At 71.6% G+C, this 26850-nt stretch carries 14 protein-coding genes; 8 read left to right on the forward strand and 6 right to left on the reverse strand.

The genetic code is table 11. The features are described from left to right. Window positions 1-23 precede the first annotated feature (23 nt). Both AB0D49_RS25785 and AB0D49_RS25790 read left to right on the forward strand, forming a co-directional pair. Window positions 24-1043: an XRE family transcriptional regulator gene (locus AB0D49_RS25785; protein WP_362761494.1), complete on the forward strand. Its 1020-nt coding sequence runs from the start codon at window positions 24-26 to the stop codon at window positions 1041-1043. Window positions 1044-1480: 437 nt separating this feature from the next. Beyond that, window positions 1481-5206 (forward strand): FG-GAP-like repeat-containing protein, encoded by a 3726-nt coding sequence (locus AB0D49_RS25790; protein WP_362761496.1) that lies wholly within the window; start codon window positions 1481-1483, stop codon window positions 5204-5206. A 189-nt stretch (window positions 5207-5395) separates the two neighbouring features. On the opposite strand, the gene AB0D49_RS25795 is transcribed toward AB0D49_RS25790, so the two are convergent. After that, window positions 5396-5899 carry a hypothetical protein gene (locus AB0D49_RS25795; protein ID WP_362761498.1) on the reverse strand — a complete coding sequence of 168 codons (504 nt, stop codon included), beginning with the start codon at window positions 5897-5899 and terminating at the stop codon, window positions 5396-5398. A 2-nt stretch (window positions 5900-5901) separates the two neighbouring features. Then, the gene (locus AB0D49_RS25800; RefSeq protein WP_362761501.1) at window positions 5902-7035 is read right to left on the reverse strand and encodes a M20/M25/M40 family metallo-hydrolase; all 1134 of its coding nucleotides are present in this window, start codon (window positions 7033-7035) and stop codon (window positions 5902-5904) included. 183 nt (window positions 7036-7218) lie between these two features. On the opposite strand from AB0D49_RS25800, the gene AB0D49_RS25805 reads away from it, so the two are divergent. After that, window positions 7219-8124 (forward strand): LysR family transcriptional regulator, encoded by a 906-nt coding sequence (locus AB0D49_RS25805; protein WP_362761503.1) that lies wholly within the window; start codon window positions 7219-7221, stop codon window positions 8122-8124. Between the two features lie 68 nt (window positions 8125-8192). On the opposite strand, the gene AB0D49_RS25810 is transcribed toward AB0D49_RS25805, so the two are convergent. Continuing rightward, the gene (locus AB0D49_RS25810; protein ID WP_362761505.1) at window positions 8193-8954 is read right to left on the reverse strand and encodes a metallophosphoesterase family protein; all 762 of its coding nucleotides are present in this window, start codon (window positions 8952-8954) and stop codon (window positions 8193-8195) included. A 463-nt stretch (window positions 8955-9417) separates the two neighbouring features. On the opposite strand from AB0D49_RS25810, the gene AB0D49_RS25815 reads away from it, so the two are divergent. Next, window positions 9418-10044: a hypothetical protein gene (locus AB0D49_RS25815; protein ID WP_362761507.1), complete on the forward strand. Its 627-nt coding sequence runs from the start codon at window positions 9418-9420 to the stop codon at window positions 10042-10044. 553 nt (window positions 10045-10597) lie between these two features. Next, window positions 10598-20581 carry an amino acid adenylation domain-containing protein gene (locus AB0D49_RS25820; RefSeq protein ID WP_362761508.1) on the forward strand — a complete coding sequence of 3328 codons (9984 nt, stop codon included), beginning with the start codon at window positions 10598-10600 and terminating at the stop codon, window positions 20579-20581. Window positions 20582-20709: 128 nt separating this feature from the next. On the opposite strand, the gene AB0D49_RS25825 is transcribed toward AB0D49_RS25820, so the two are convergent. From AB0D49_RS25825 to AB0D49_RS25835, 3 genes are all read right to left on the reverse strand, one after another. Next, window positions 20710-21258: a hypothetical protein gene (locus AB0D49_RS25825; RefSeq protein WP_362761509.1), complete on the reverse strand. Its 549-nt coding sequence runs from the start codon at window positions 21256-21258 to the stop codon at window positions 20710-20712. A 41-nt stretch (window positions 21259-21299) separates the two neighbouring features. Continuing rightward, window positions 21300-21875 carry a hypothetical protein gene (locus tag AB0D49_RS25830; RefSeq protein ID WP_362761511.1) on the reverse strand — a complete coding sequence of 192 codons (576 nt, stop codon included), beginning with the start codon at window positions 21873-21875 and terminating at the stop codon, window positions 21300-21302. 88 nt (window positions 21876-21963) lie between these two features. Further along, window positions 21964-22419 (reverse strand): hypothetical protein, encoded by a 456-nt coding sequence (locus AB0D49_RS25835; RefSeq protein ID WP_362761513.1) that lies wholly within the window; start codon window positions 22417-22419, stop codon window positions 21964-21966. A gap of 598 nt (window positions 22420-23017) precedes the next feature. Here AB0D49_RS25835 and AB0D49_RS25840 point away from each other — a divergent pair. The 3 genes from AB0D49_RS25840 to AB0D49_RS25850 all read left to right on the forward strand — a co-directional run bounded on the left by AB0D49_RS25840 (window position 23018) and on the right by AB0D49_RS25850 (window position 26699). After that, complete coding sequence (locus AB0D49_RS25840; RefSeq protein ID WP_362761515.1) at window positions 23018-23995, forward strand: helix-turn-helix domain-containing protein; 978 nt, start codon at window positions 23018-23020, stop codon at window positions 23993-23995. Between the two features lie 37 nt (window positions 23996-24032). Continuing rightward, complete coding sequence (locus AB0D49_RS25845; RefSeq protein WP_362761516.1) at window positions 24033-24281, forward strand: hypothetical protein; 249 nt, start codon at window positions 24033-24035, stop codon at window positions 24279-24281. Between the two features lie 498 nt (window positions 24282-24779). Further along, complete coding sequence (locus tag AB0D49_RS25850) at window positions 24780-26699, forward strand: alkyl sulfatase dimerization domain-containing protein (RefSeq protein WP_362761518.1); 1920 nt, start codon at window positions 24780-24782, stop codon at window positions 26697-26699. The last annotated feature ends 151 nt before the right edge of the window (window positions 26700-26850 follow it).

The raw sequence follows: 26850 nt of genomic DNA on the forward strand, positions 1-26850 counted from the left end.
CAACTGTGCGGCATGCTGAATCAATGACCGACAAGGGGGGCGGCTTAGCTGAGTTACCGGAGGGTGCGCCACAGCCGGCACAGGCCCGGACTCCTACCGAGTTCACTGCGGCCCTGCGCTCACTGCGGATCCTGTCCGGACTGACCTATCGGCAGCTTGAGGACAAGGCGACCGCGCACGCCGACTCACTCCCTGCCAGCACCATCGCGACGGCTCTCAGCCGTTCCACGCTTCCTCGCGAAGCGTTCGTCGTCGCGTTCACTCGGGCCTGCGGACTGGCGGAGGACGACATCCGGCAGTGGCGCGAAGCCCGTCAGAGTCTGGCCATGGCGCAACGGGCACCTGTTCCCCGGGCCGATCCCGATGTGCCCGGCCTCGTCGAGCCGGTGGCATCGGACAAGGCGGGCAGCGACGGCCGCTCCACTTCCGTGAGGTGGGTCGGGTACTGGCATCTCAGCGTGGCGGCGATACTGGGCGCGGGGGTTGCGTTGGGCGTGGGGGCGCTGGTGCCGACGAGTTCGTCACCGGAAGGCACCGCGACTTCTACTCACCTCGTGGACGGGTTGGACATCCTGACCGTCGGCAGTTGGGCGCAGATCAAGCCCGCCCGCACTCCGGGACTGTGCGTCGCGGAAGGACGAGACCGCACGAACCGCTATCCGACGGCGGTCGCGGCCCAGGTCTCGTGCGCCAAAGCTGTTCCGCCTCGCACCTACATCGAACCTGTCGGTGAGAATCTGATCCAGATCCACTGGCATCATCCGGGCTACCGCATCGGCTGTCTGACTCTTGTCGGTGAAGGTCCGGGCCGCAGTCTCATCGAACCCAAGAACGAGTGCTCCGAGGACAACCCGGCTCAGCAATTCCGCATTGATCCCAGTGGCCCTCCTGACTCGGCACGCTTCAGACTCCGCTCCGCTGCCAATGGTCGCTGCCTTGCCATCCGGGGCCAGGACACCACAGCCGGTGCTGAAGTCGCCCTGAGCCGCTGCTCTGGCACGCGCGATCAGGAATTCCTCGTCATCTTGCTGTCGCCCCCATGACCCTGTGCCTTCGACCTGCGCACCCGGTTGCGGGAGAGCAGTGGGCCCACGGCCACGCGGGCGCTCCTGTCAGACCACGAGAACCGCAGATAAGGGGAACCCCCGGCGGCGGAACCGGCCGTACGCACCGCGCAAGCCTCCCCCACGCGGCGGAATCCGTGCCCACCCGACCATGAGCCGCACGACACCCGGAAGCCCAACAGACCTACACAGAACCGCACTTCGACCGATGGGGCCGCCTCATGTCCGTGCCGTCGCCCGTGATGAACTAGCCGGGATTCTCGGCTGCGGCCGTGTACGGACGGCCGCCGTGCCTCCGTCGGGCTGCCTGAACGCACAAGGGGTACGCGATGACACGTCTTTCCAGGGCTCCCGGTCGGCCGGGAGGCCCGTCGCCGGGTCGCGTGCGGCGTGGGCTGCGGAGGGTGGCGCTCGCCGTGGCAGGTGCGCTGGTCGCGGGTACGGCGGGGGCGGCCGTGGCGCCGACGCCCGCCGCCGCGGCTCCCACCGGCCCGCCGCTCGGTACCACCGTCGTCCTGCAGAGCGTGGGCGACGGCGCGGAGGAGAACAGCAACGTCGGGTACGCGGACGGCAACGGGTTGCAGATATCCGGTACGGAACTCCTCTTCCGGGCCTCCGAGCCGAAGGGCGACCAGGACAACCAGCTGTGGTACCTGGAGGCTTCCAGCGGCGGCGCGTACAAGGTCAAGAGCCGTACCAAGAGCGGCTGCATGGGCCGGGACTCGGACGCGGCGGGCAACGCCCGGCTCGCGTTCCGTGACTGCGCCGGACCGGGGACCGACTGGATCTTCGAGTCGGTCAAGGGCGACCGCTACCGCATCCAACCGGTCGGCCACCCCCAGGAGAACCTGGAGACCCCGCTGGACAAGGGGCGTGAGGTCACCCTCTCGACGATCAAGGTCCCGGGCGACCGGCAGCAGTGGTACGTCACTCCGTACGAGCCGACGACCCGCACAATGCCCGCGGATCCCACCTTCGACGACATGACGTACATGACGGCCCACAACGCGTTCTACAACAGCGCGGATGTCGGTGGGATCGGGACCTCCCTCCCGCCGAACCAGTGGATGCCGATCCGGGACCAGCTCGCGCAGGGCGTGCGTGGGCTGATGCTCGACGCCTATCAGTACAACGGCCGGGTCCGGATGTGCCACGGCCCCTGCGCGCTGGACAGCCGGCCGATGTCCGATGTGTTCACCGACATCGCGAGCTTCCTCAAGGCGCCCGGGAACGAGAAGGAGATCATCACGGTCTTCGTCCAGGACGAGGTGGACGATCTGGCCGATCTGCGCGCGGAGGTGGGCGACGATCTGGCTCCCGGCGGTCAGCTGGCCGGGATGGTGTTCAACCCGGCCGAGCCCCGCTGGAACGTGGCGAACGAGGGCTGGCCGCGGATCTCCCAGCTGATCGCCGCCGGGACCCGCGTGGTGCTCTTCTCCGACCGGAGCGACAAGGAGGACCTCTTCCCGGAGAACACGGGCCTCGACGTGGGCTTCAACTACCAGCGCAACTGGACGGCCGAGAACTACTGGTCCATGGGCTCCGGCACCACCGACACACCGGACTGGACGTGCCGGACCCGCTGGAACGAGGTGCCGCTGGCCAAGGAGGAGAAGGGCTTCCGCCGGCTGTTCGTGATGAACCACTTCCGCGACATGCCGTTCACCAGCCGTGCGTCCTCCGACAACGCCCAGGTCATGGAACGGCTGCGGAAGTTCTGCCAGCCCGCCGCCCGCAAGAAGCCCAACTTCCTCGCCGTGGACCACTTCCACGTGGGCGGCGTACGGGCGACGGTCGACGCGCTGAACCAGTACACCTACCACCCGGACACCCCCGGCTACGGCGGCACGCCCGACGTCCAGGGCCCCAACTGGCAGGTGCCGCGGCTGTCCGTGATGCCGCTCGGTGACTCCATCACGCTCGGCGTGGGCAGCAGCACCCGCTCCGGCTACCGGGCGCCGCTGTGGCCGCTGCTGACCGGCCGGGCCGGCACCCTCGACTTCGTCGGGTCCATGCGGGACGGACAGCTCCCCGACCTCGACCACGAGGGCCATTCGGGCTGGCTCATCGACGGCATCTCCGCGAACGTGGACAGCTGGCTCGCGGCGGCCAGACCCAATGTGGTGCTGCTCCACATCGGCACCAACGACATGGACCGGAACAGCGCGGTCGCCTCCGCCCCGGCCAGGCTCGCCACACTCATCGACCAGATCACCACGGCGTCCCCGCAGACCGTCGTCGTCGTGGCCACGCTCGTCCCCTCCACCTCGCCCGCCGTGCAGGCCCGGATCGACGCCTACAACGCGCAGATCCCCGGGATCGTGAAGGCACGGCAGGACCAGGGCCGCAAGGTCACCCTCGTCAGCATGGACGCACTGACCAACGCCGACATCGCCGACCGGCTGCACCCGAACGACGCGGGCTACGCCAAGATGGCCGCCGCCTTCGCCGGGGGCGTGGACGCCGCGGGCCGCAGCGGCTGGATCAGCGAGCAGGTGACCGTCAATCCGGCGCCCCCGCGCGCCGGTCTCGGTGACTACCAGGTCGACGTCAACGCGGACGGCTACGCCGACTACCTCACGGTCGACGCGGCGGGCGCCGTACGGGCGTGGCTGAACAAGGGCGGTACGGGTACGGCGGGCTGGACCGAAGCCGGGCAGATCGCCTCGGGTGTCCCGCTGAACGGCGGTCAGGTCCGCTTCGCCGACGTCAACGGCGACCGGTACGCCGACTACCTCGTGGTCGACCCCAACGGGGCCGTCCGCGCGTGGCTCAACAAGGGCGGCACCGGGATCGCGGGCTGGACCGACGCCGGGCAGATCGCCTCCGGGGTGACACTGGCCGGGGGTCAGGTCCGCTTCGCCGACATCAATGGCGACCGGTACGCCGACTATGTGGTCGTCGACCCGGACAGCGCCCTGCGGGTCTGGCTCAACAAGGGAGGTACGGGCACGGCCGGCTGGACCGACGCCGGGCGGATCGCCTCGGGCGTGGGCGTCTCGGGCGACCAGGTCCGGCTGGCCGACGTCAACGCGGACGGCTACGCCGACTATCTCGCCGTCGACGCGGCGGGCGCCGTCCAGGCATGGCTGAACAAGGGCGGCACCGGCACCGCGGGCTGGACGGCCGCGGGACAGATCGCCTCGGGCGCCGACGCCCCGGGCTCCACGGTCCGCTTCGCCGACATCGACGCCGACCGGCGGGCGGACTACGTGGTGGTCGAGGCCAACGGCGCGGTGCGGGCGTGGCTGAACAAGGGCGGTGACGGGGGCGGCGTCGGCGGAGTCGGCTGGACCACGGTCGGCACCTTCGCGACGAGTACCGGCGCGGCCCCCGCCGACCTGCGTTTCGCCGACATCAACGCCGACCGCCGGGACGACTACCTGGCGGTCGCGGCCGACGGCTCGGTGCGGGCCTGGCTGAACAACGGCACGCCCGGTAGCTGGACCGCGCTGGGGACCTACGCCACCACGACGGGAGCCCCCGGCTCGCAGGTCCGTTTCGCGGACGTCAACGCCGACGGACGGGCCGACTACCTGACCGTCGCCGCCGACGGCTCCGTCAAGGCATGGCTCAACCAGGGCGGCGTCGGAGGCGGCGGCTGGGCGGAGCTGGGCACCTACGCCTCGGGCACCGGCGCCCCCGGCGACCAGGTCCGTTTCGCGGACCTCAACGCCGACGGACGCGCCGACTACCTGACCGTCGCCCCCGACGGCTCCGTCAAGGCATGGCTCAACCAGGGCGGCAACGGCAACGGCGGCTGGACCGCGCTCGGCACGTACGCGTCGGGGACGGGCACGGCGGGCCCGCAGGTCCGTTTCGCCGACCTGAACGCCGACGGACGGGCCGACTATCTGGCGCTCGCTGCCGACGGCTCCGCGAAGGCATGGCTGAACAAGGGCGGCAACGGCAACGGCGGCTGGACCACGCTCGGCGCCTACGCCCCGGCCCTCGGCGCCACCGGCACCCAGCCCGTGTTCGCCGAGACGAACGGCGACGGCCGGGCGGACTACCTGGCGGTGGCCGCGGACGGATCGATCCAGGCGTGGACCAACAACGGCGCCGCGCTCAGCGGCGGCTGGACGGCGGCAGGCACGATCGCCACCGGCGTCGGCGTACCGGCGAACCAGGTCCACATCTGATGCCGACCGGCTGAGCGGACCGGACGCGAGGTTGGGGCGCGGGGGCGAGGCCGACAGGCCCGCCCCCGCGTCGTATGAGCCCTATCAGCAGCATGACGGCACCTGGTCCTCATCGCCCCACGAGGGGTCACACCGATGCCGGTCCAGGTTTCCTATGGCGGCGGCCCGCGATGGCCGTCGTACCGCCGCTCACTCCCCTGTCACCACCCTCCTCAGGTCAGATGCCAGTGCCGGTGCGCGTCCCAGCGCGAGGAGGGTGACCGGTGGGGCCGTCCAGCCGCGTACCAGCTCGATGCGGTGGAAGGTGAGCCAGAGGGACACGGTGGCCGACTGGTTGACCACGGTCACCTGCGGCCACGCCACCACCTCCCGCACTCCGCCGAGCAGGCCGGTGACGACCAGGCCGCCCGTGAAGAGATGGCAGCGGCGGATCCCGAGCCGGGCGGCCAGCCGCCCCCAGGCCAGCCGCAGTCCGTACACGACGAGCAGGACGGTCGCCAGGATCGCGCCCGAGGTGAGCGCCCCCTCAGGTCGGCGGAAGACGAGCAGGACGAGGAGCGTGCCGAGGAACCCGACGAGGATGCGGCGCAGCGCCTGGAGTACGGCGCCCGCCTGGCCGGCGACCGGGTAGGTCCCGATCCGTTCGCCGAGGGTGGGTCCGAAGCGGTCCGTCATATGACGCACGGTCGGCATGGTCAGACCGCCTTCGCCGGGAGGTGCCGTCCGCCGGTCCCCGTCCGGGTCCGTTCGACGAGTGCCGCGAGCAGCCGTGCCCTCGGGACCATCCACGCCACCTCGACATGTTCGGTGTCCGCGTGCGGGCCGCCGCCGACCGCACCGAGTCCGTCCAGCGTCGGACAGCCGACCGCGGCGGTGTAGTTGCCGTCCGAGGCGCCGCCGACGGCCGTGCCGCGCGGTGGTTCTTGGCCCAGTGCGGCGGCGAGTTCGCCGGCCAGGGCGAACAGGGCGGCCGAGGACGCCGGTTCCATGGGGGGCCGGCGGCTGCCGCCGAGCACCTCCAGCCGGGCGCCGGGCGTCCGGGCGGCGAGGCCCCGCAGCAGGGCGTCGACCTGCCGCTGCGCCGCGAGGTCGGGTACGCGTACGTCGACCGCCAGCCGGGCCCGCGCGGGGACGGTGTTGCGGGAGGTGCCGGCGGTCAGGAGGGTGGGTGTGACCGTCGTGCCGGTGTCCGTCGGCCGCAGCCCGGCCAGCGCCAGTACCTGATGGGCGGCCTCGACGGCGGCGTTGACGCCCCGGTGCGGTTCCTGACCGGCGTGCGCCGCCTTTCCGTGGACGACGATCTCGTAGCGGCCGGTGCCCTTGCGGGCGGTCTTGAGGGTGCCGGAGCCGTCGGCGGCGGCCTCCAGTACGAAGGTGGCGGCGCAGTCGCGGGCGGTCTCCTCGATCAGTTGCCGGGAGGTGGGTGAGCCGACCTCCTCGTCACCGTTGACCAGTACGCACACCCCGTCGAGCGTGGGCAGCGTGGCCAGGGCGTGGAACAGTTGCACCAGTCCGGCCTTCATGTCCAGGACACCGGGGCCCCGGGCGATCCCGCCGTCCAGCGACCAGGGGTGCGAAGCGAGCGAGCCCATGGGCCACACGGTGTCGTGGTGCCCGAGCAGCAGCACCCGCGGGCTGCCGAACCGCCAGCGCAGATGGGTCACTCCACCGCTGACCAGCGTCTGCGGTGCGGTGCCCAGCAGCCGTGCGCCGAGCGCCGCGACCACCTCGGCGCTGCGGGCCACGGCCGCGTGGTCGGCGGAGAAGGACTCGCAGCAGACGAGTTCCCGCAGGTCATCGAGCATCGCGGGCAGTCGGGGCTCAGGCATGGACACCGGCACAGGGCTCTCCAGGATCTGAAGACAAGGATGGGGGGCGGCGGCCGAGGTGTGGTCCCATCTCCTCGGTCACGCACCGCCGTTGGACCTGCCACCGACGCTAGAAGTCCCCCTCCCATTCCACCAGCGACTACATTGCATGGGATCAATGACTCGACGGAATGGGTGGGCGGCATGTTCCAGACCGACGCGCTGCGGCTGCTCGTGGCCGTCGCCGAGACCCGGTCCTTCACCGGGGCGGCGGCCCGGCTCAACTACACCCAGTCCGCGGTGTCCAGGCGTATCGCCACCCTGGAACAGCGGGCGGGCGGCCCCCTCTTCGAACGGCTCCCCAGAGGCGTACGGCTCACCCCGGCCGGGCACACCCTGCACCGGCACGCCCTCGACGTACTCGACCGCCTGGCGCGGGCCGAGCGTGAACTGGCCGTGCTGCACGCGGGACAGGGCGGGCTGCTGCACGTCGGCGCCTTCGCCACCGCCCACATCCGCCTGGTCCCGGCCGCGCTGCGGGCGCTCCGGAAGGCCCGGCCGGACGTCGAGGTCATCGCCGTCGAAAGCCCCACCGCGTCCCTGATGTCCCGGCTCTCGGACGGCACGCTGGACCTCGCGGTGGTCAGCGACTACCCCAGCGGACTACCCGCCGCCGACGGCGTCACCACCAGCGCGCTCCGCGACGACCAACTCCTCGTCGCCCTCTCCCACGACCACCCGCTGGCCGACGCCGAGGCCATCGACCTGCGGGCCCTGCGCGACGAGGTCTGGGTCCAGGGCGACTACGCCGACCGCCCCACCCTGCTCGCCGACGCCTGCGCCCGCGCGGGCTTCACTCCCCGGAAGGTCATCCGCATCGCGGAGTGGACCGCCAAGTTCGGCTACGTCACCGCCGGGCTGGGGGTCGCCCTCGTCCCGGCCCTCGCCGCCCACGCCCTGCCCGACGGCCTCGTCCTGCGCCCCCTGACCGACCCCGCCCTGCGCCGTACCCTCCACATCGCCCTGCCCACGACCCCGCTCCCGGCGGCCCTCGCCCTCCAGGACTTGCTGCGGGCCACCGACTCCCGTACGGGGACACCCCCCGCATGACCCAGAGGCGGCCGGGGTCCGGGACAGAAGGCGTCGTTCCGGCTTCCTTTCCCGGCGCGGAGGCGGTGTCAGGGTGCGTGGTCGCGTCCGTCCCGGGGGGCGAAGGTGGCGAGGGCATCGGCGTCGGTCGCGCGGGCGTACAGGAAGTAGTCGGCCCACTGCGCGATGTCGGGGTAGGACGACTCCTGGCTGAGCCGGGTGGCTGCGGCCTGGAGGTCGAAGTGCGTGGTGCGGAGTTCGACGCCCGGACCCAGGAGCGCCCAGTGTGCTCCGGTCCGCCCATAGGGCATGCCGACGCTGCCGGGGTTGATCACGAGTCGGCCGTGAGCGAGGCGGACGAACGGCATGTGGGTGTGGCCGCAGACCACGGTGCCGATGTCGGTGTCGAGTCCGTCGAAGACTTCCTGCCATCGGTCGAGACGGGAGTCGACCAGGACGACCTCCTCGTCGTCGCGAGGGGTGGCATGGCAGAACAGCACCTTTCCCAGCCCGTTCAGGGTCAGGGAGAGTGATCGTGGCAGCGAGCCGAGCAGGTCGAGGTGGTCCTCGCGCAGTTGTGCGGCTGCCCAGGGGGCGATCGGGTCGGGGATGGTGTCGCGTTGCCCCCTGCGGTGTTCGAGGAGTTCACGGTCGGCGTTGCCGCTGATCCAGACGACATGGTCGCCGAGGCTGGTCAGCAGGTCGAGAACCTGCGTCGGTTGCGGGCCGGCGGTGATGTCGCCGGTGAGCACGATGCGGTCGGCGGTGCTGACGTCTGGTTCGGCGAGCACCGCCTCCAGGGCAGGCAGGACTCCGTGAATGTCGGACAGGACGGCTACTCGGTTCAGCATGGACACCACTGTGGGGGAAGCCGTCCGGGAGGTGTGGTCCTTCGCTCCGCGCGTCGTTCGAGGGGGCTCGCTCAGCGTGTGCGGTCGCCGGGAGCGCCGTGCTTCCAGGGGGCTGCGGCATCGGTGACGGTGCGGGTCGTGCCCTTGCCGTGGCAGGCCGGTGCCTGGGAGTTGACGGGACTTGGAGGACGCGCTGCCGGATGGCCGAGGCCGAGCCCCTTTCGGGCTGACGGGCTGGGCGAAGAGCTGAAACGCTCGGTGAGGGCCGCCCGCCGGCGACCCTCGTGGACGACGAGATCGGTGCGGCCCTCGAACTCCTCCGGGGCAGTGCCGAAGCCGCCGGCCTGATCGCGCCCGGCGACGGCGGACGCCGAGCGAGTCCCGGAACCGCGTGCCCGCACCTCCTCGTCATGACAAGGTGTCATGCACACAGTCTGTCGTTTGATGGTCACGGGGAGATGTCATGGACAGCAGCACGGGTAGCGGGCCAGGAGGCACAACGCCGCGACGGATGGGGGACATCGCAGCACTCATCTCCGCCCTCGCCGCTGTTGTGGGCCTCGTGGTGGGATTCCTTGGTCTGCCTGCCGTGTGGAGGCCCCCCACCGCCAAGGTCGAGCCAGGCCCGACGGTCACCGCGACGGTCACCGTGACACCGGCAGGGAACCCTGACACCGACAGTGGGCAAGCGGAACCGCCGCCATCATCGGGGAGCCCCGCGAGTGAGACGGTCGGGGCTGCCCGGACCGCCACGTTCGACATGGTCCGGGACTACGGGTTCAGGGTCACTGATGACCCCGTGCGGCCCTTTGAGGAATCCCCTGGCTGGACACCCGACTTCTACTGGGATTCCTCTCAAGATCGCTTCCGGCCCGGCGACGGACTGAAGCTGACGAACGACGGGTCGTCCTCGTATGCCCGGTGCCGAGATTCAACGCGATTCGTACACGATGTTGATGCCGACCGCCTCACCATAGGGCAGATCCTCTGCCTCACCGGTCCCGAGATCGTCGCGCTGATTGAGGTGGCGGAGCAGGACGAAGGGCCCACGTACGTGAATCTGAAAGTGACTGTGTGGCAGCGTCCGTGAGGGGTTCCGGAGGGTGACCGGAGGAGTCAGGGCGTTCCCGGCCCGGGGATTCATCGGACCGCCAGAGAAACTGCCAGCTTCTCCCCACCCAAGTTCTTCCGCCATTCTTCTCATGAAAATTTTCCGTTCACCTTCGGTGCAGGCGCTGTCACTTGTGGCTCATCAGGCCCCTGCCGCACCCCTTCCGGTCGCCACGCGGCCGACCGTGCCCCCGGCACGTGCCATCCCGCGCACGGCAGGCCCCAGGCCGCGCGGCGGAACAGCCCCCGGCGCGCGAGCGACCGTCGGCGGGCGTGACCCGGCCCCGGCCGCCCCGGCGCGTCTTGTCACTCCCCGACACCTCGCCGCCCGGCAGGCGAACCCCCGGCGACCTGCGGAAGCCTCTCGTTTTTGACCTGTAGTTGACCAACTACAGGCGTCCCCATGGCAGTCGTCGGCGCCGCCGGAGCATAATCCCTCCGCTTTGCACCGGGACAACGGCGCCGGAGGTTGGAACATGCCTGCTCACGACGGAACGAACAGCTCTCCCGTGGACCGGGAGGACAGGCGATGGGTGCCCACGGGCGCCCTCGACGCCTGGCCCGCCTCGCGGCTCCAGACCGGTGTGCTCTACCACAACGTCAAGGGGGACTCGCACGTCTACCACGACGTCCTCAGCTGCACGGTCGACCACGCTCCGGGGACCGGCGGGCTGGACGGGACAGCCGTCCGCACCGCCCTCGCCTCACTCGTCGCGGACCGGCCCGCGCTCCGTACGGCTTTCGTCGTGGAGGGGCCCCGCAGTCCCCTCCAGGTCCTTTACGCCGTCGCGGAGATTCCCTGTGTCCTCCACGACGCACGGGACGAAGGGCCCGCGGCGGTGGAGCGGTGGGTCGCCGCCGAGCGGGCCAACCCGTTCGACATCGAGGTCCCGGGCCTGGTCAGAGTGGCTGTCCACCGGATCGCGGACCGGCAGTCGGTGGTGTCCCTCGCGTACCACCACGCGCTGCTCGACACCCGTTCCGCCGCCGCCCTGACCGCCGAACTCCTCAGCCGCGCCACCAGCGCCGACATCGACACCGTCGTCATCGATGACGCCTCCGGCACCCACCGTGCCCACCTCCTCAGCGAGCGCGCGGCGGAGCGCTCCGACGACCACCGCCGCTACTGGACAGACCTCCTGGAGGGCGCGAGGCCCACCGAGATCCCGCTGCCCGCGCGGCCCCCGGGCCGCCCCACCACCGCCGAGGCGGAGGCGACCGTACCCGTCCCGCCCGACCTGACGGCCGCCCTCCGCTCCCTCGCCGCCGACGCGGGCGTCCCCTCCCGGACCGTCCACGCCGCCGCCCACCTCGCGCTCCTGTCCTTCGTCTCCGGCGAGCGCGAGGTGGTGACCGGCCTGGTCGCCGCCACACCGCCCGGCACCCCGGGGGCCCGAGCCACAGACCCCGTCACACCCCCCGGCTTCTTCGTCAACATCGTCCCCTGCCGTCTCGACGTCGGCCGCCGGACCTGGCGGGAGCTGATCCGCGCGGTGGCCGCCGCCGAGCAAGCCGCCCAGCCTCACCACCGTTACCCCTTCGCCCTCATAGAGGCGGACACCGGAGCCAGGATCTGCCCCACCGAGTTCTCCCACACCGAACTCCCGCCCCTCGACCCACCGCCCGCGACGGGCCTGCGGATCACGGACGTACGCCTCCACGAGCGCACCGACTACTTCCAGTTGCTCGTCTCCGTACTGGAGGAACCCGCGGCCGGACGCACTCGTGTCACCCTCCACCACCCGCCCGCCGTGATCCCCCGCGAACAGGCCGAACGGTATGCCGCGCTGTACGGCAGGCTGCTGCGGCACGCGGTCACGGCCCCCGGCGAACCCGTCGTCGACGCCCTCGCCCGGTGGGCCGGAGAGCACGGCCTGACCGCCGTCGCGGCGGCCGGGGAGACCACTGCGGGCGCCACCGTGCCCGTCCTCGCCCGGGTCGTCGCCCGGCTGAGAGCCGCGACCGATACCGGGGCCGGTCCCCTGACCCACTCCGCGGACGCCCCCGGCTCCGGTCCCGCCACGGCATCCGGACCCGACATCGTGCAGGAGTTCCGCGAACCCGCCACCGTCCACCGCGAGACCGCCCACCAACTCGCCGCCCGCGTCACCCGCACCCGCCACGCCCTCCTCGCCATGGGCGCGGGCCCCGGTACCCGGATCGCCTGCTTCCTCGAACGCGGCCCCGACCCGCTCGTCGCGCTCCTCGCCGTCTGGAGTGTCGGCGCCTCCTATGTGCCGGTCGACCCCACGCTGCCCCCGGCCCGCCGTCGCGCCCAGCTCGCCCTGGTCGGCTGCGCCGCCGCCCTGCGCTCACCGGGCATCGACCCGGGCCCCCTCGCCTGGGACGGCCCCGAAGCCGTCCTCACCGGCGTGGATGCCGAGACCCCCGGCACGCCCGATCCCGAGCTCGACCTCGGCTCCTGGACGCTCGCCGACCCGGAGAGCGAGGCGTACGTCCTGTTCACCTCCGGATCGACCGGGGAGCCCAAGGCGGTGAACATGCCGCACCGGAGCATCGCCAACCTCGTCTCCTGGCAGCTCACCGAGCCCGAGTTCGCCCGTCCCCGGCGGATGAGTCAGTTCGCCGCGCTGTCCTTCGACGTCTCCGTGCAGGAGCTGGCCTGCGCCGCCGCCTCCGGCAGCACCCTCGTCACCGTCCCGGACGACGTCCGCCGCAACCCCCAGGAACTCCTCTCCTTCCTGGACCGCGAACGGATCGAAGTCGCCTTCCTGCCGGTGGTCGCGCTCTCCCAACTCGCCCTCGCCCACAAGGCGTTCGGTGTCACACCCGGCCGACTGCGGTACGTCGTCACCGCCGGGGAGGCCCTCGTCGTCACCGACGCCGTCCGCGGCTTCTGCGCGGCCACCGGCGCGGAGGTGATCAACCAGTACGGCCCCACCGAGACCCATGTCGTCCTGCGCCACCGCCTCGGCCCCGACCCCGCCGCCTGGCCGGACCGTCCGCCCGTCGGACACGCCCTGCCCAACACCACCGCGCACGTCCTCGACCCTCTCGGCCGCCCGGTGGCCCTCGGCACCCCCGGCGAACTGAGCGTCGGCGGCGCCGCGGTCGCCCTCGGCTACGCCGCCGCCACCGGCCTCGACCCCCGTACCCGGCAGCGGTTCCTCCCCGGCCCGGCCACGGGCGCCCTCACCTACCGGACCGGGGACATCGTCCGGGTCAGGGAGGAGGACGGCGCGGTCGAGTTCGTCGGGCGCGCCGACGAGCAGACGAAGATACGCGGCCACCGCGTCGAGCCCGCCGAGGTCGCCACCGTGCTCCTGCGCCACCCCGGCGTACGGCACTGCGTGGTCCGCGCCCTGCCGCTCGGCGACAGCGGACTCGACCTGGTGGCATACGTCGAACCCGTGGCACCGGACGCGGGAACCGGCGGCCCCACCCCTGACGAGCTGCGGGAACACGCCCGCGCCGCGCTGCCCGAGTACGCCGTCCCGGCCCACGTCGAGATCCTCGGCCGGATGCCGGTCACCCGCAACGGCAAGATAGACAGCCGTGCGCTGCCCGCTCCCGCCCGCCCCGCGCCCGCCGCTTCGCGCGAACCCGTCGGCGCTGTCGAGGCACGCGTGCTGCGCGCCTGGGAGGAGGTGCTGGGGCGGCCGGTGACCTCCCCGCACACCACCTTCTTCGCCGCGGGCGGCAACTCGCTCCAGCTCATGCGGCTCTACCTCGCACTGCGCCGGGCCTTCGACGTCGACTTCCCCGTGCACGAGCTGTTCCGGCACACCACGGCCGCCGCGTTCGCCGGTCTGCTCGGCGAACTCCGCGCGGAACCGGGGGCAGTCCCGGTCGCCGAGGCGCCCCTCACCGCGACCGCCCGGGTCCCGGCGCCCCGTACCGCCGGAAGCACCCCGCAGTCCCCCGCCGTACGCCCCACCGACATCGCCGTCATCGGCATGGCCTGCCGTTTCCCCGGAGCCCCCGACATCGACGCCTTCCGGCGTCTGATCGACGAGGGCACCGACACCGTCACCTTCTTCACCGACGACGAACTGCGCGCCGCCCAGGTACCCGACGCGCTCCGCGCCGATCCCTCGTACATCCCGGCCGGACGTCCCCTGGAGCACCCCGGTGCCTTCGACGCCGAGTTCTTCGGTATCTCGCCGCGCGAGGCCGAACTGACCGACCCCCAGGCGCGGATCTTCCTCGAACTGTGCTGGCTCGCCCTGGAGGACGGCGGCTACGACCCCGCCCGCCACCCAGGTGACATCGGCGTCTTCGCGACCGCCGCACGCCCCACCTACTTCCGTGACCACGTCCTGCCCACCCTCGGCGCCGCCGCCCGCCAGGACGGCTCCGTCCTCGGGCTCCAGGCCGACATCGGCAACCTCGGCGACTACCTCGCCACCCGCGTCAGCCACCGGCTCGGGCTGCGCGGCCCCGCCCTGAGCGCCCAGAGCGCCTGCTCCTCCGGGCTCGTGGTCGTCCATCTGGCCGTCCAGAGCCTGCTCGCCGGGGAGTCCGACATGGCGCTCGCGGGCGGAGTCGCCGTCAACACCCGCCACGGACGCGGCTACCTGTACGAGGAGGGGTCGATCACCTCGCCCGACGGACACTGCCGCCCCTTCGACGCCTCCGCCGCCGGGACGGTCTTCGGCGACGGCGGCGGAGTCGTCCTCCTCAAACGGCTCACCGACGCGCTGGCCGACGGCGACCGCGTCGTCGCGGTCATCAAGGGCACCGCCGTCAACAACGACGGTGCCGACAAGATGGCGTACTCCGCGCCCAGCGCCGGGGGCCAGGCCCGCGCCATCGCCCGCGCCCACCGGGTCGCCGGGGTCGACCCGCGCACCATCGGCTATGTCGAGGCCCACGGCACGGGGACCCCGCTCGGCGACCCGATCGAGATCGCCGGACTGACCACCGCTTTCGGGCTCGGTCCGGTCGAACGGCCGTTCTGCGCCGTCGGCTCCGTCAAGGCCCAGATCGGCCATCTCACCACGGCGGCGGGCACCGCCGGACTCATCAAGGCCCTCCTCGCCGTCGCGGACGGCCGCATCCCCCGCGCGGTCCATCTCGACGAGCCCGGCCCCCACCTCCCCCTCACAGGCTCGCCCTTCCACTTCCCGCGCGCGTCACGCCCCTGGCCGGGCGGCCCGGACAACCCGCGCCGGGCCGGAGTCAGCTCCTTCGGCCTGGGCGGCACCAACGCCCACGCGGTGATCGAACAGGCACCGGAGGTACTGGGCATGTCTGAGATACCTGAGACATCTGAGACATCTGAGGTGCCGGAGATGTCGGAGACGGCAGGGCTGCCGGAGATACCGGGGACGGCAGGACTGCGGGCGATCCCGGAGACTCCAGAGGCGTCCGCGTCACCTGTGTCACCTCTATCCCCTGTGTCACTCATGTCACTGGAGGGCCCGGCCTCCGCCTCCGCCTCCGCCTCCGCCGACGAGCTGTACATCCTGTCCGCCCGCACCCCCACCGCACTCGACGCCCAACGCACCCGCCTCGCCACCCACCTACGCGCCCACGACCCCCTCCCGCCCGCCTCGGTGGCCCACACTCTGGCCCGGGGTCGCGCCGTCCTCCCGTACCGACTCGCCGTCGCCGCCGGAACCACCGGCGAGGCCGCCGCCCGCCTCACCGCCGCGATCCTCCCCATGACCCCGGCCCCCGGCCCCGACCTGCCGGTGATCCTCGCCTTCCCCGGACAGGGCTCCCAGTACGAGGGCATGGGCAGCGCCCTGTACAAGGGCGACCCGGCCTTCCGCGCCGAGGTCGACCGCTGCGCCGCCGTCATCCGTTCGCTGACCGGTCAGGACATACGCGAGATCATGTTCGGCGCGGTGCCGGGCCGCCCCGCCGACGCCCGGCCGGACGCGTCATGGGAGACCCGCTGGATCCAACTCGCCCTGTTCACCCTGGAGTACGCCGTCGCCCGCGCCCTGACGGCCGCCGGGATCGTGCCCGCCGCGCTGCTCGGCCACAGCGTCGGCGAGTACGTGGCGGCCTGTCTCGCCGGGGTGTTCCCGCTGGAGGACGCCCTGCGGATCGTGGAGGCGCGGGGGCGGCTGATGGGCTCCACCGGGCCCGGCGCGATGACGGCGGTTGCCCTCGGTGAGGCGGAGCTGCGCGCCGTCCTGCCGCCCGCGCTCGACATCGCCGCGCTCAACGCCCCCGGCCGGTGCGTGGTCGCCGGTCCCCCGGCCGCCGTCGACCACTTCGAGGCGGAACTCGCCGCCGCCGGGACCCCGTTCACCCGGCTGCGCACCGCGCACGCTTTCCACTCCCGGCTGATGGACCCGGTTCTCGACGAGTTCCGCGACGTCGTGGCCACCGCCCGGCGCGAGCCGGCCACGCTCCGCGTCGCCGCGAACGCGACGGGCACCTGGGCCGACCCCGACGCGCTCGCCGACCCCGGCCACTGGGTCCGGCAGACCCGTGCCGCCGTACGGTTCGCGGACTGCCTCGCCGCCGTCGCCGCCGACCTCGGACCGGCCGTGCTCCTGGAGGCCGGGCCCGGACACGGCCTCGGCGACATGGCGCGCAGGACCGTCCAGCACGGTACGGCGGAGGGAGGCCCCCAGGTCGCGCTTTCCGTGCTCTCGCCCTGGGGCTCGCCGGCCGACTCCGCCTCGTCCGTCCTGGACGTGGTGGGCGGCCTGTGGACGCGGGGCGCCCGGGTCGACTGGGACGTCCGTTTCGTGGGGCGCGCCCCGCGCCGCGTACCGCTGCCCGGGTATCCGTTCGAACGACGGACGCACTGGATCGAACCGCTCCCACCGGTCACGCCGTCCGTGACGCCATCGGTGACGGACGAAGCGAACGCCGACCGCACCGCACCCGCCCCCCGCGGCTGGCTCCAGATCCCCCGCTGGACCCCCGCGCCGCGCCCCGCCCAGCCGACACCCGGCCGCGCCCGCCGTGTCCTCGCGCTCGTCCCGCCCGGCCTCCCCGACATCGCCGACACACTCAAGGACCGGGGCCACCAGGTCGTCACGGTCGTCTGGGACCCGCCGGAGCCCATGAACCCCTCCCCCACGGAGACCCCGGCGGCGATCCGCCCGCACAACACCGCCGACCTCGAAAGGCTCCTCGCCGCCCTGCGGTCCGGTCCGCCCTTCGACACCGTCGTCTGCGCCTGGGGACTCACCCCGGCCGCCCCGGGCAGCGAACTCGCCGCCCGCGCCGAAGCGCTCACCGCGAGCCTCCTGCCCCTGCTGCGGACCGTCGCCACGGCGGCCCAGCGCGACCGCTCCACCCCCCTCGACGTCCTCGTCCTCACCCGGGGACGGCACCGGACCGGCCCCGCCGACAGCGGCGACGCCCGCCCGGAACTGGCGCTGCTGGACGGCGCCGCGAAGGTGATCCCGCACGAGTACCCACACGTCCGGCTCGCCGAGGTCGACCTGGACCCGGCCACCGACACCGGCGCCTCCGTCGCCGCCGAACTCGACGCCCTGACCCCCAACACCGTCGTCGCCCTCCGCGCGGACACCCGCCTCACCCTCGGCCACGAACCCGCCACCACCGCCACCGACTCCGGCGCAGCCCTGTGGACCGACGGCGGCACCTACCTCATCACCGGCGGCCTCGGCGGTATCGGCCTCGCGCTCGCCGAGGACGCCGCCCGCACAGCCCAGGGCGTACGGATCGTCCTGACCCACCGCGCCCCACTCCCCCCGCGCGACATCTGGCGCACCCGCGCCACCGACCCCGCGACCCCGCCCCGCACCCGCGCCCGGCTGGCGGCGCTGGCCCGGATCGAGGCGTCCGGCGCCTCGGTGGAATGCGTACGCGCCGATGTCTGCGACGAGGACGCCATGCGCCGCGTACGCGCCGACCACGGCCCCTTCGACGGCATCGCACACTGCGCGGGCGTCCCCGGCGGGCGGCTCGTCGAAGCGATGGACGAGGAGCACCTGCGCCGCGTCCTCGCCCCCAAGGTCGACGGCACCCTCGTCCTGGACCGGGCCGTCGCCGACGACCACACCCGCTGGCTCGTCCTGTGCTCCTCGATGGTCGCGATCTTCGGCGGCCTCGGCCAGGCCGACTACACCGGTGCCAGCGCCTTCCTCGACGCGTTCGCCCAGTGGCGCACCGCGCGCGGACGGCACACTCTCTCGCTGGACTTCGACGCGTGGAGCGAGTCGGGCATGGCGGTCGACGCGGCGCACGGCGCCACCGGCGGGCACGAGCCTGAGGGCGTGCCGCTCCCCGACCCGGGCCCGGTGTTCACCCACACCCACCCGGACACCGCCTCGTCGTCCTCTCCCTCGACCGAGTACCGCGGCACGCTCGCCCCGGACGACGACACCGCCTGGCTGGTACGGGACCACCGCGTCGGCGACGACGGCCTGCTGCCGGGCTCGGCGGCGGTCGAGTTCCTGTACGCGGCGGGCGCCCGCCAACTCGGCACCGAGCGCCTGGAGTTGCTCGGCGTCGACATCCTGGCCCCGCTGACAGTGCCCGCCGGGACACCGGTCGAGTTCGCCGTACGACTCGACGAGCCGACTTCCGCGCCCAATCCCGATCCCGATCCCGGGCCGGTGCTGGAGGCCACCCTGCGGGCCCGCCCCGCCGCCGGGGGCCCGTGGACCACACACGCGCAGGCCCGCGTCAGGCCCCTGCCGCCGACTTCCCCGGCCCCCATGGCACCCCCTCCCGACCACCCCGGGCCGATCACCGATGTCCCCGGGACCGCGCTCCGCTCCGGGGTCCTCACCTTCGGCCCCCGCTGGCAGAACATCCGCCACACGACCCGCACCGGCCCCCGCGAGGCCCTGCTGACCTGCGCGCTCGACGCCCGGTTCGCCCCGGACACCGAACGGTTCGCCCTGCACCCGGCGCTGCTGGACAACGCGGCGGGCGAGCCGTTCTGGGACGGGGACCACGACGACCACCTGCCGCTGTCCTACGAGCGGATCGCGGTCCACGGACGCCTGGGCCCCCGGGTCCACGGCCGCATCCGAGGCCACGACGACCCCGCCACCGGCACGGTCCGTATCGACAGCCTGATCACCGACGACGAGGGCCGTGTCCTGGTCGAGATCGACGGCTACCGGCTGCGGCGGGCACCGCGCACGGCCCCCGCCGCCTCGAACGTACGTCTCGTCAGCACCGAGCCCGGGGACCTCCGCTCGCTCCAGTTCGTGCCCGGGGAACGGGTGGCCCCTGGCCCCGGCGAGATCGAAGTCGATGTCCGTGCCACGGGCCTCAACTTCAAGGAGGTGCTGTCGGCGGCCGGAATGCTGGACACCGAGACCGCCGACCCGGGTGGCGCGACCTCCCACGCCTACGGCCTGGAGGCGGCCGGGACCGTCACCGCCCTCGGCCCCGGGACAACGGGTGTGTCCGTCGGGGACCGCGTGATGGTGATGGGCGCGGAGTGCTTCTCCCGCCACATCACCCTCCCGGCCCGGCTCGCCCACCCCGTGCCCGACGGCATGTCCTTCGCCGAGGCCGCGGCCCTCCCGGTGGCGTACACGACGGCGTACGACTGCCTGGTGCGGCGGGCCGGGCTCCGGCGCGGTGAGCGGGTCCTCATCCACGCCGCCACCGGCGGGGTCGGCCTCGCGGCCGTGCACATCGCCCGGCGGGTGGGCGCGGAGATCCTCGCGACGGCGGGCTCCCCCGACAAACGCGCCCACCTCACCGGTCTCGGCGTCACCACGGTCATGGACTCCCGCACCCTCGCCTTCGAACGTGAGACCACGGAGGCGGGCGGTGTCGACGTCGTCCTCAACTCCCTGGGCGGCGAACGCATCGCGGCCGGGCTGCGCACGCTCCGCCCCGACGGCCGGTTCATCGAGATCGGCCGACGGGACGTCGCTGCGGGCACGGCGCTCGATCTGCGGCTGCTGGAGCGGGGGGTGACCTTCTCCGTGTACTACCCGGACCTCCTCGGCGCGTCCCTCGCCGATGGCTGGGCCGAGGTCGCCGGGCTGCTGCGCACGGGCGAGCTGCCCGCCCTGCCGGTCCGCACCTTCGCCGAGGGCGCGGTGGGCGAGGCGTTCCAGTACATGGCCGGGGCGCGCCACATCGGCAAGATCGTGGTCACCCGCCCCGGCGCGGACGAGACGGAACCGGCCGCCACCGGCGGTCTCATCCCCCTGGACGACGGCATCACCAACGCCACCGGGACCCGCGCGGTGCGCGAGGCCCTCGCCCTCGGCCTCCCACAGGTGCTCGTGAGCCGCCGGGGCACCGCCACCCGCGAGGCGGACTTCCTCGTCGCGGAACAGGTCCTCTCCCACCGCCCGTCCGCCACCGCCCGACACCGCCCCGAGCTGCCGTACGCGTACACGGCGCCGACCGGCACCACGGAGGCGGCCCTCGCCGCGATCTGGTCCGAACTGCTGGGCCTGGACAACGTGGGCCGCGAGGACCGCTTCACCGACCTGGGCGGCGACTCCCTGACGGCCACGCAGATCGTCGCGGCGATCCGCAAACGGTACGGCGTACGTGTCTCCCCGGCCGACATCCTGGACGGCCGCCCGCTGTCCGCGCTGGCCGAACTGGTGGACGCGGAGCACGTGCCGACGGGCTGAACCTGGAGGTGCGGCCGGGGGCGGGAACGGATCGGCTCCTGCCCCCGGCCGCCGACGCCGGGACTACAGCACGCCTGGTGTACTCCGTGGAACCGGCCCCTTCACGAGCGGGCTGCGGAGCGCAGAGATCACGTGGCGAGTGGAAGCCTGCTGATCTTCGCTATCTCTGACGAGGACAGAGTGGGCGGGATCCGGGCGTCCTCACCCCCTTGGAGCCGGTAGGTGTCACGCTCCTTGTCGTAGACGTACTCTCCTCTGCCACCGGTGATGGAGTGGAGCCCTGTCTCGTCCGATTCCTCGAAATGGAAGGGTCGCACGAAGAGGAGGTACTCGTTCCCCTGCTTGAGGATCGGAGCGGAGTTCTCCACGATGGTCTCGCCGTTCCCGAACTGTTGGACGGACAGGGTGTCACCGGGAATTTCCCCCGAGACGAGCTGGGTGACGCGGACCTCCGTCACGGTCGTGGGAACGCCGTTGATCTCTCCGCCGGTCGCGGTCCCGGCCGTGACTTTGACGACCGCGCTGCTGTTCGCGGCCAGCCCGGTGAGTTCTGTGTATTCCACGGCCCTGCTCAGGTGGATTCTTGTCGTGGCCGCCTTTCCCTCGGAGTCTTCGCCTTTACTGCTGCTACATGCCGTGCCCGCCGTCACCGTCGCGAGCAGGATGGCCAGTGTCACTGTTGTTCTTCGCATACTCACACTCCTATCTATGGGTCCGTTCAGTAGAGCGAGTTGACGCGAGATACATCGATCGGTCTGGGTTCCGTGAAGCCGCATTCGTCGTACGCCTTGGTGTTGGCGTACATGATGGGCATGTTGGCGCAGGTAAACTGGCCCTCCAGATCCGCCAGTCCCAAGGCATGACCTATCTCGTGGACCATGACGTACTTGCGTGCCTGACCGGAGTAGCTGTCCGTGTGGTAGCGATTCCACCAGGTTTTGACGGTCACTTGGTGATAGCCGCCATGGCATACCATCTCAGCCAGACCGACGAATTCAGTGTCGCCGAAGTTTCCGTCCGCGACGACGAGATTGGCGTCGGTGTTGACGTTGGCGAAGTTGAACTGAGTCGACGTGGAGTTCCAGGCTTCCACGGCCACCTGCCCGGGGTTCGAGTACTCGTACCGGGTCGTGGCGTTCGACCATTTCAGATTGTTTCCGCTGCCGCTGTACTTGCACCCGGTGAATGGGCTGCCCGCCGCTGCGGCTGGTTGCGAGCCGAGAACGCTGACGGATGTGGCCGCTATTGCTGAGACGAGGAGCATGCGAAGTCCGTGCTTGACCGCTCTACTCACGTGATCTCCTTCGACTGTCTGGTTCGATTGATGAGAGGTGTCCCGGCGGAAGGTGGTCATTCCTGGATTTCGTCATACCTGGATTTCGTCATACCTGGAGTTCGGGACGGAGGTCTGCTGAGACCATGTCGAACAGTCCCCAGTAGCCTTCGACCCAACTGCCGTCCGGGAGTCCGGTGCTGGTGGCCACATGGGTGAATGCCTCCACCCCTACCCAGCCCTGGAATTCTCCGGAGTCGTCGATGATCTGGAGCATCGGACGAGGGTGGGAGTTATGGGTGTAGCAGGGCTCGCCCTGGGCCAGGGACTGGCACCAGTACTCCTCTGTGTTGCGCCGACCGCCGCCGATCTCGGCGATGTACCGGACACGCTTCTTGTTCGTGCCGGAGCAGGTGCTGTTCGGCTGGACCCATCCGGCACATGGGCTGCCGTCGCAGAGCCGCCATGGGTGGGAGGGGGCGCCAAAGGTCCAGGTGCCCCCCGCACCCTCGCGGGCCACGATGCCCGTCCGGGTAGCCGGGTCGGAGGACGACGCCTTGGCCACGACGAACGCTCCTCGGTACGGACGATGGCCAGCATCGCCGCCACGAGAGTCACCACCGCTGCCAGAACACCCACAGTCCTCGTGCCCGTAGCTCTTGTCGCCTTCACTGAACTCCCATGCCAAGCGCGCCGTCGGGAGCGCGCTCAACAACGTTTCCGATCAGCGTCCATGGGTGGGCCAGGGCGCACGCCGGGGAGACTGGCCCAGGCTTCTGGACGAGAACGAGTGCACACCGCAGCAGGCCGGTGTGAGGCCGCTCCCCTTTCGGGCCATGTCACCCGTCCAGCGACCATGGCCAACCGGAGTCCAGGTGGCGCCCGATCCTGGCCCTCGGTCCGGTGCACAGACTATTCGGGCTGGTCAGGTCCAGTCATTGGCGTGAAGAGACAGGAACGTTGTGCCAGAGTGACCTCCCCCTCGGTAGGGGCACATGCGGCGTGTCCAGTCGACGGTCGGGGTCGCGGTCGGTTCGTGGCTCCGACAGGGTCAGCCGCGATGAGGAAGACCGTGCTGCGCGGTTCTGTTCTGGCGGTCGCCGCATCCATCGCGCGGCCCGACGCCGGCTCAGCCTCCCCCGCGTCAGCCGCTGCCTTCCGTCATGTTCAGCAATCTCCACACCGTCCCGCAGGACCGGCTGGGACACTGGCTGGACCGGTGCGGCAGCCCCCACAACCCCATGTATGTGTCGAGCCCGCACGCCGACGACTTCCTGGCCCACCAACACCTCATCTCACTGGGTGATGTGGCCGTCTGGGACTCGGCCTTCCCGCCGGTGACACTCCAGCGCACAGCCAAGCTGATCCGCCGCTCCGACCCCGAGCGCTACCACCTCTCCCTCGTCCTCCAGGGAGAGGCGGAGGTCTCCTGGCGCAGCGGCAGCCTCCGGCCGAGGCCAGGGATCTATCACAGCACCGACAGCTCACGTCCCGTGGACATCCAGGCCGGGGATGAGGGGGGTGCCATCGTCACCATCGGGATCGAAGTACCCAAATCTCTTGTTCCGTTGCCCCGACAGTTCGCTGACCGCGCCATCGGTCTGCCGATCCGGGACGACGAGGGTCCGGGGGCGCTGCTGGCACAGTTCCTCCGGCACACGGTGCGCAATGTCGACGACTACTGGCTCGCTGACGGGCCCCGGCTGGGGCTGGTGGCCGCCGATCTGCTGGCCGCGACGCTCGCCCATGTGGCGGAGCGCGAGGGCGAGCTGCCGCCGCACACCCATCAGTATCTGACGGTGCGCCAGATCAAGACGTTCATCCAGCGGCACCTCGGCGATCCCGGACTGAGCCCGGCCACCGTGGCGACGGCGCATGGCATGTCGACAAGGCATCTGCACCGGCTGTTCCGTCTGGAGGGCGTCACCATCGCCGCCCTGATCCGCCGGTCCCGACTGGAACGAGCCCGCGCCGAACTGGCCGACCCTGTCAGGGAGCGTGAGCCCCTCCACGCCATCGCGGCGCGATGGTGTCTGACGTCCGCCGAGTTCAGTCGCTCCTTCCGCAGAGCGTACGGAATGACACCTCGTGAGTACCGGCAGTCCCAGCAGCATGGCCCCGGGGACAGTACGCGCAGGTGATGCTGACCCGGGTGCGGAGTGTGGAGGGTCCGGCCGAGTGCGCGTCTACGGGCGCTTCCGGTGCCGAACGGACGGCGGTCGTCGAGGGCAAAGACTCCGGCCTCGACCCGGGCAACAACGAGGACTGACCTGGACCGGCGCCCTCCAGCCCGGCCAGAGCGCCACCATCACCTTCACCCTCAAGACCAACCACCGCACCTTCGGAGACCTCAAACTCGACAACACCGTCGTCTCCGACACCCCCGGCACCACCGACCCCCGCGCACCCACCGCGCCCGGCGTCTGACCCTCAAGTCACCGGGCGCGGTCATTCCGTTTTCACCTCGCTGAGTGAGCCCGCCAGGTCAAGCATCCGATCCCGGACAGCGTGCAGCGCGGTGCTCCACGGGGCGGGTGCGTCGGACGGGAACAGCGGGACCAACGGGCGGAGAGCATCGAGTGCATGTGTGAGTGAGCGGCCGTACCCATGGGCTCGGATGGCTGGAATCATGCCTCTGAGCTGCGATGTAAGCCGTGTTGACCTGGCTGATTCGGGGGCTGTCGGGGGCGGTCGGCGGACTGTCAAGATCGAGCGCAGCCGATGCCCGGGGCCGCGGTGCCGACCGTGCCCGCGTCGGACCGGGCACGTGTACGCCGTCGCCGGCTCTGTCCGGCGGAGCAAGGGAGAGGGACGCCCATGGCCGATTCCGCAGATTCCGCTTTATCCCGTACCGCGCCGCAGCCCGCAACCACGCTGACGAGAGACCTGAACTCCGCCGTCCCCCTTCCGCCCCCCGGCGGGGACGTGGAGGCGGACCTCGCGGCGAAGGGGCTGGTAGAGGCGCTGCCCCCGGACTTCACCGTGTACCGGGAGGGAGGCCACCTCCCGGCTTGGCGGCTGGGCCCGTACTCCGAGTTCCTGGAGGGGAACCCGGTCGCGCCCGACACCGTCAATCCGAGCCTGTGGCGCAACGCGCTGCTGAACATGAACACCGGGCTGTTCGAGGTCGTGGAGAACGCCGTCTACCAGGTCCGCGGGATGGACCTCTCCAACATCAGCTTCCTGGAGGACCCCCTCCAGCAGTCCCCGGAGATCGTGGTCGTCGACCCGCTGATCAGCGAGGAGTGCGCGACCGCGGCCCTGGAACTGTACCGGCGGCACCGCGGCGAGGACCGGGTCATCAAGGCCGTCCTGTTCACCCACTCCCACCTGGACCACTACGGCGGTGTGCTGGGTCTCTTCGAGGACGGCGTGGTGCCCCCGGACGTGGACATCATCGCCCCGGACGGCTTCCTGGAGCACGCGGTCAGCGAGAACGTCTACGCGGGCAACGCGATGCAGCGCCGGGCGCTGTTCATGTACGGCACGCTGCTGGAGCGTTCCGCGCAGGGTCAGGTGGACGCCGGGCTCGGCAAGACCAACTCCGCCGGTCTGTCCGGCCTGGCCACCCCGACGTTCACGGTCACCACGGACGTCGCCATCCAGGGCGAGGTGTACCCGTTCGGGCCGGTGAACCTGGAGTTCCAGCTCACTCCCGGCACCGAGGCCCCGGCGGAGATGAACTTCTACCTCCCCGACGTCAAGGCCCTGTGCATGGCGGAGAACGCCACGCCCACCCTGCACAACCTCTACAGCCTGCGCGGCGCGCAGGTCCGGGACGCCAAGGCGTGGTCGGAGTATCTGCGGCAGTCCGTCGAGTGGTTCGGCGACCGCTCCGACACCCTCTTCGCCTCCCACTTCTGGCCCCGCTGGAAGACGGACGAGTCGCCGGACGCGATCACCTCCTTCGTCCTCAGCCAGGCCGACCTCTACCGCTACCTCCACGACCAGGCGCTGCGGCTGGCCAACCACGGCCGGACCATCACCGAGATCGCCGAGGACCTCGACACCAACGTCCCGGAATCGCTGTCCGGGCAGTGGTTCAACCGCGGCTACTACGGCACCACGAACCACGATCTGAAGGCGGTCTACCAGCGCTATCTGGGCTGGTACGACGGTAACGCGGCCCATCTGCACACCCTCCCGCCCGAGGCGGCCGGCCCCCGCTATGTCGAGGCGATGGGCGGTTCCGCCAAGGTCGTGGAGATCGCCAGGGCAGCGTACGAGAACGCCAAGAGCGCGGAGGACTACCGCTGGGCCGCCGAGCTGCTCAGCCACGCCGTGTTCGCGGACTCCTCGGACACCGAGGCCCGTGAGCTGGAGGCCGACGTCCTGGAACAGCTCGGCTACCAGGCCGAGAGCGGCCCGTGGCGCAACTTCTACCTCGCCGCCGCGCACGAGCTGCGGACCCGCGCCGCCGACGGCAGCCCGCCCGGCCTGCCCGCCCCGCAGATCATCACCGGGCCCGTGCTGGCCGCGATGCCGCTGGACATGGTCTTCGACTACCTCGGCATCCGCCTCAACGGCCCGGACGCCGCGGACCACCCCCTGACTCTGGGGTTCACCGTCTCCGGCGGCCTGGCCGACGACCCGGACCAGGTCACGGTCCAACTCCGCAACGGAGTCCTCGTCTACACCGCCGAAGCCGCCGACACGGACACCGCCACCTCGACGTACACCATCACCCGTGACGGTCTGAACAGCCTCGTGACCGACGCTGCCACCCCCGACGAGCTCGTCACGAACGGCGAACTGACCGTGGTCACCGGCAGCATCGCCGACCTGAACACGTTCTACGGCCTGCTCGACACCTTCGAGTACTGGTTCGGTCTGACCACCCCCTGACCGTCCCCCGGCCGGGCGGGGAGCCGTCCCACCGGACGCCTCCCCGCCCATGCCCCGCTCTCAGGCGTCCTCTCCCTATCCGCCGTGTGCCGGCACACGGAAGGCCCCCGCGTGGAAGACGATGCTCAGCCGCCCCCCGGCCATCGCGCAC

Source organism: Streptomyces sp. NPDC048290 (genome assembly GCF_040652095.1).
Taxonomy (GTDB): Bacteria; Actinomycetota; Actinomycetes; order Streptomycetales; family Streptomycetaceae; genus Streptomyces.

Bases quoted from the DNA above. Each gene is read 5' to 3' on its own strand.
- AB0D49_RS25785 (WP_362761494.1), top strand. From the start codon at position 24: ATGACCGACAAGGGGGGCGGCTTAGCTGAGTTACCGGAGGGTGCGCCA.
- AB0D49_RS25795 (WP_362761498.1), bottom strand. From the start codon at position 5,899: ATGCCGACCGTGCGTCATATGACGGACCGCTTCGGACCCACCCTCGGC.
- AB0D49_RS25800 (WP_362761501.1), bottom strand. From the start codon at position 7,035: ATGCCTGAGCCCCGACTGCCCGCGATGCTCGATGACCTGCGGGAACTC.
- AB0D49_RS25805 (WP_362761503.1), top strand. From the start codon at position 7,219: ATGTTCCAGACCGACGCGCTGCGGCTGCTCGTGGCCGTCGCCGAGACC.
- AB0D49_RS25810 (WP_362761505.1), bottom strand. From the start codon at position 8,954: ATGCTGAACCGAGTAGCCGTCCTGTCCGACATTCACGGAGTCCTGCCT.
- AB0D49_RS25815 (WP_362761507.1), top strand. From the start codon at position 9,418: ATGGACAGCAGCACGGGTAGCGGGCCAGGAGGCACAACGCCGCGACGG.
- AB0D49_RS25840 (WP_362761515.1), top strand. From the start codon at position 23,018: ATGTTCAGCAATCTCCACACCGTCCCGCAGGACCGGCTGGGACACTGG.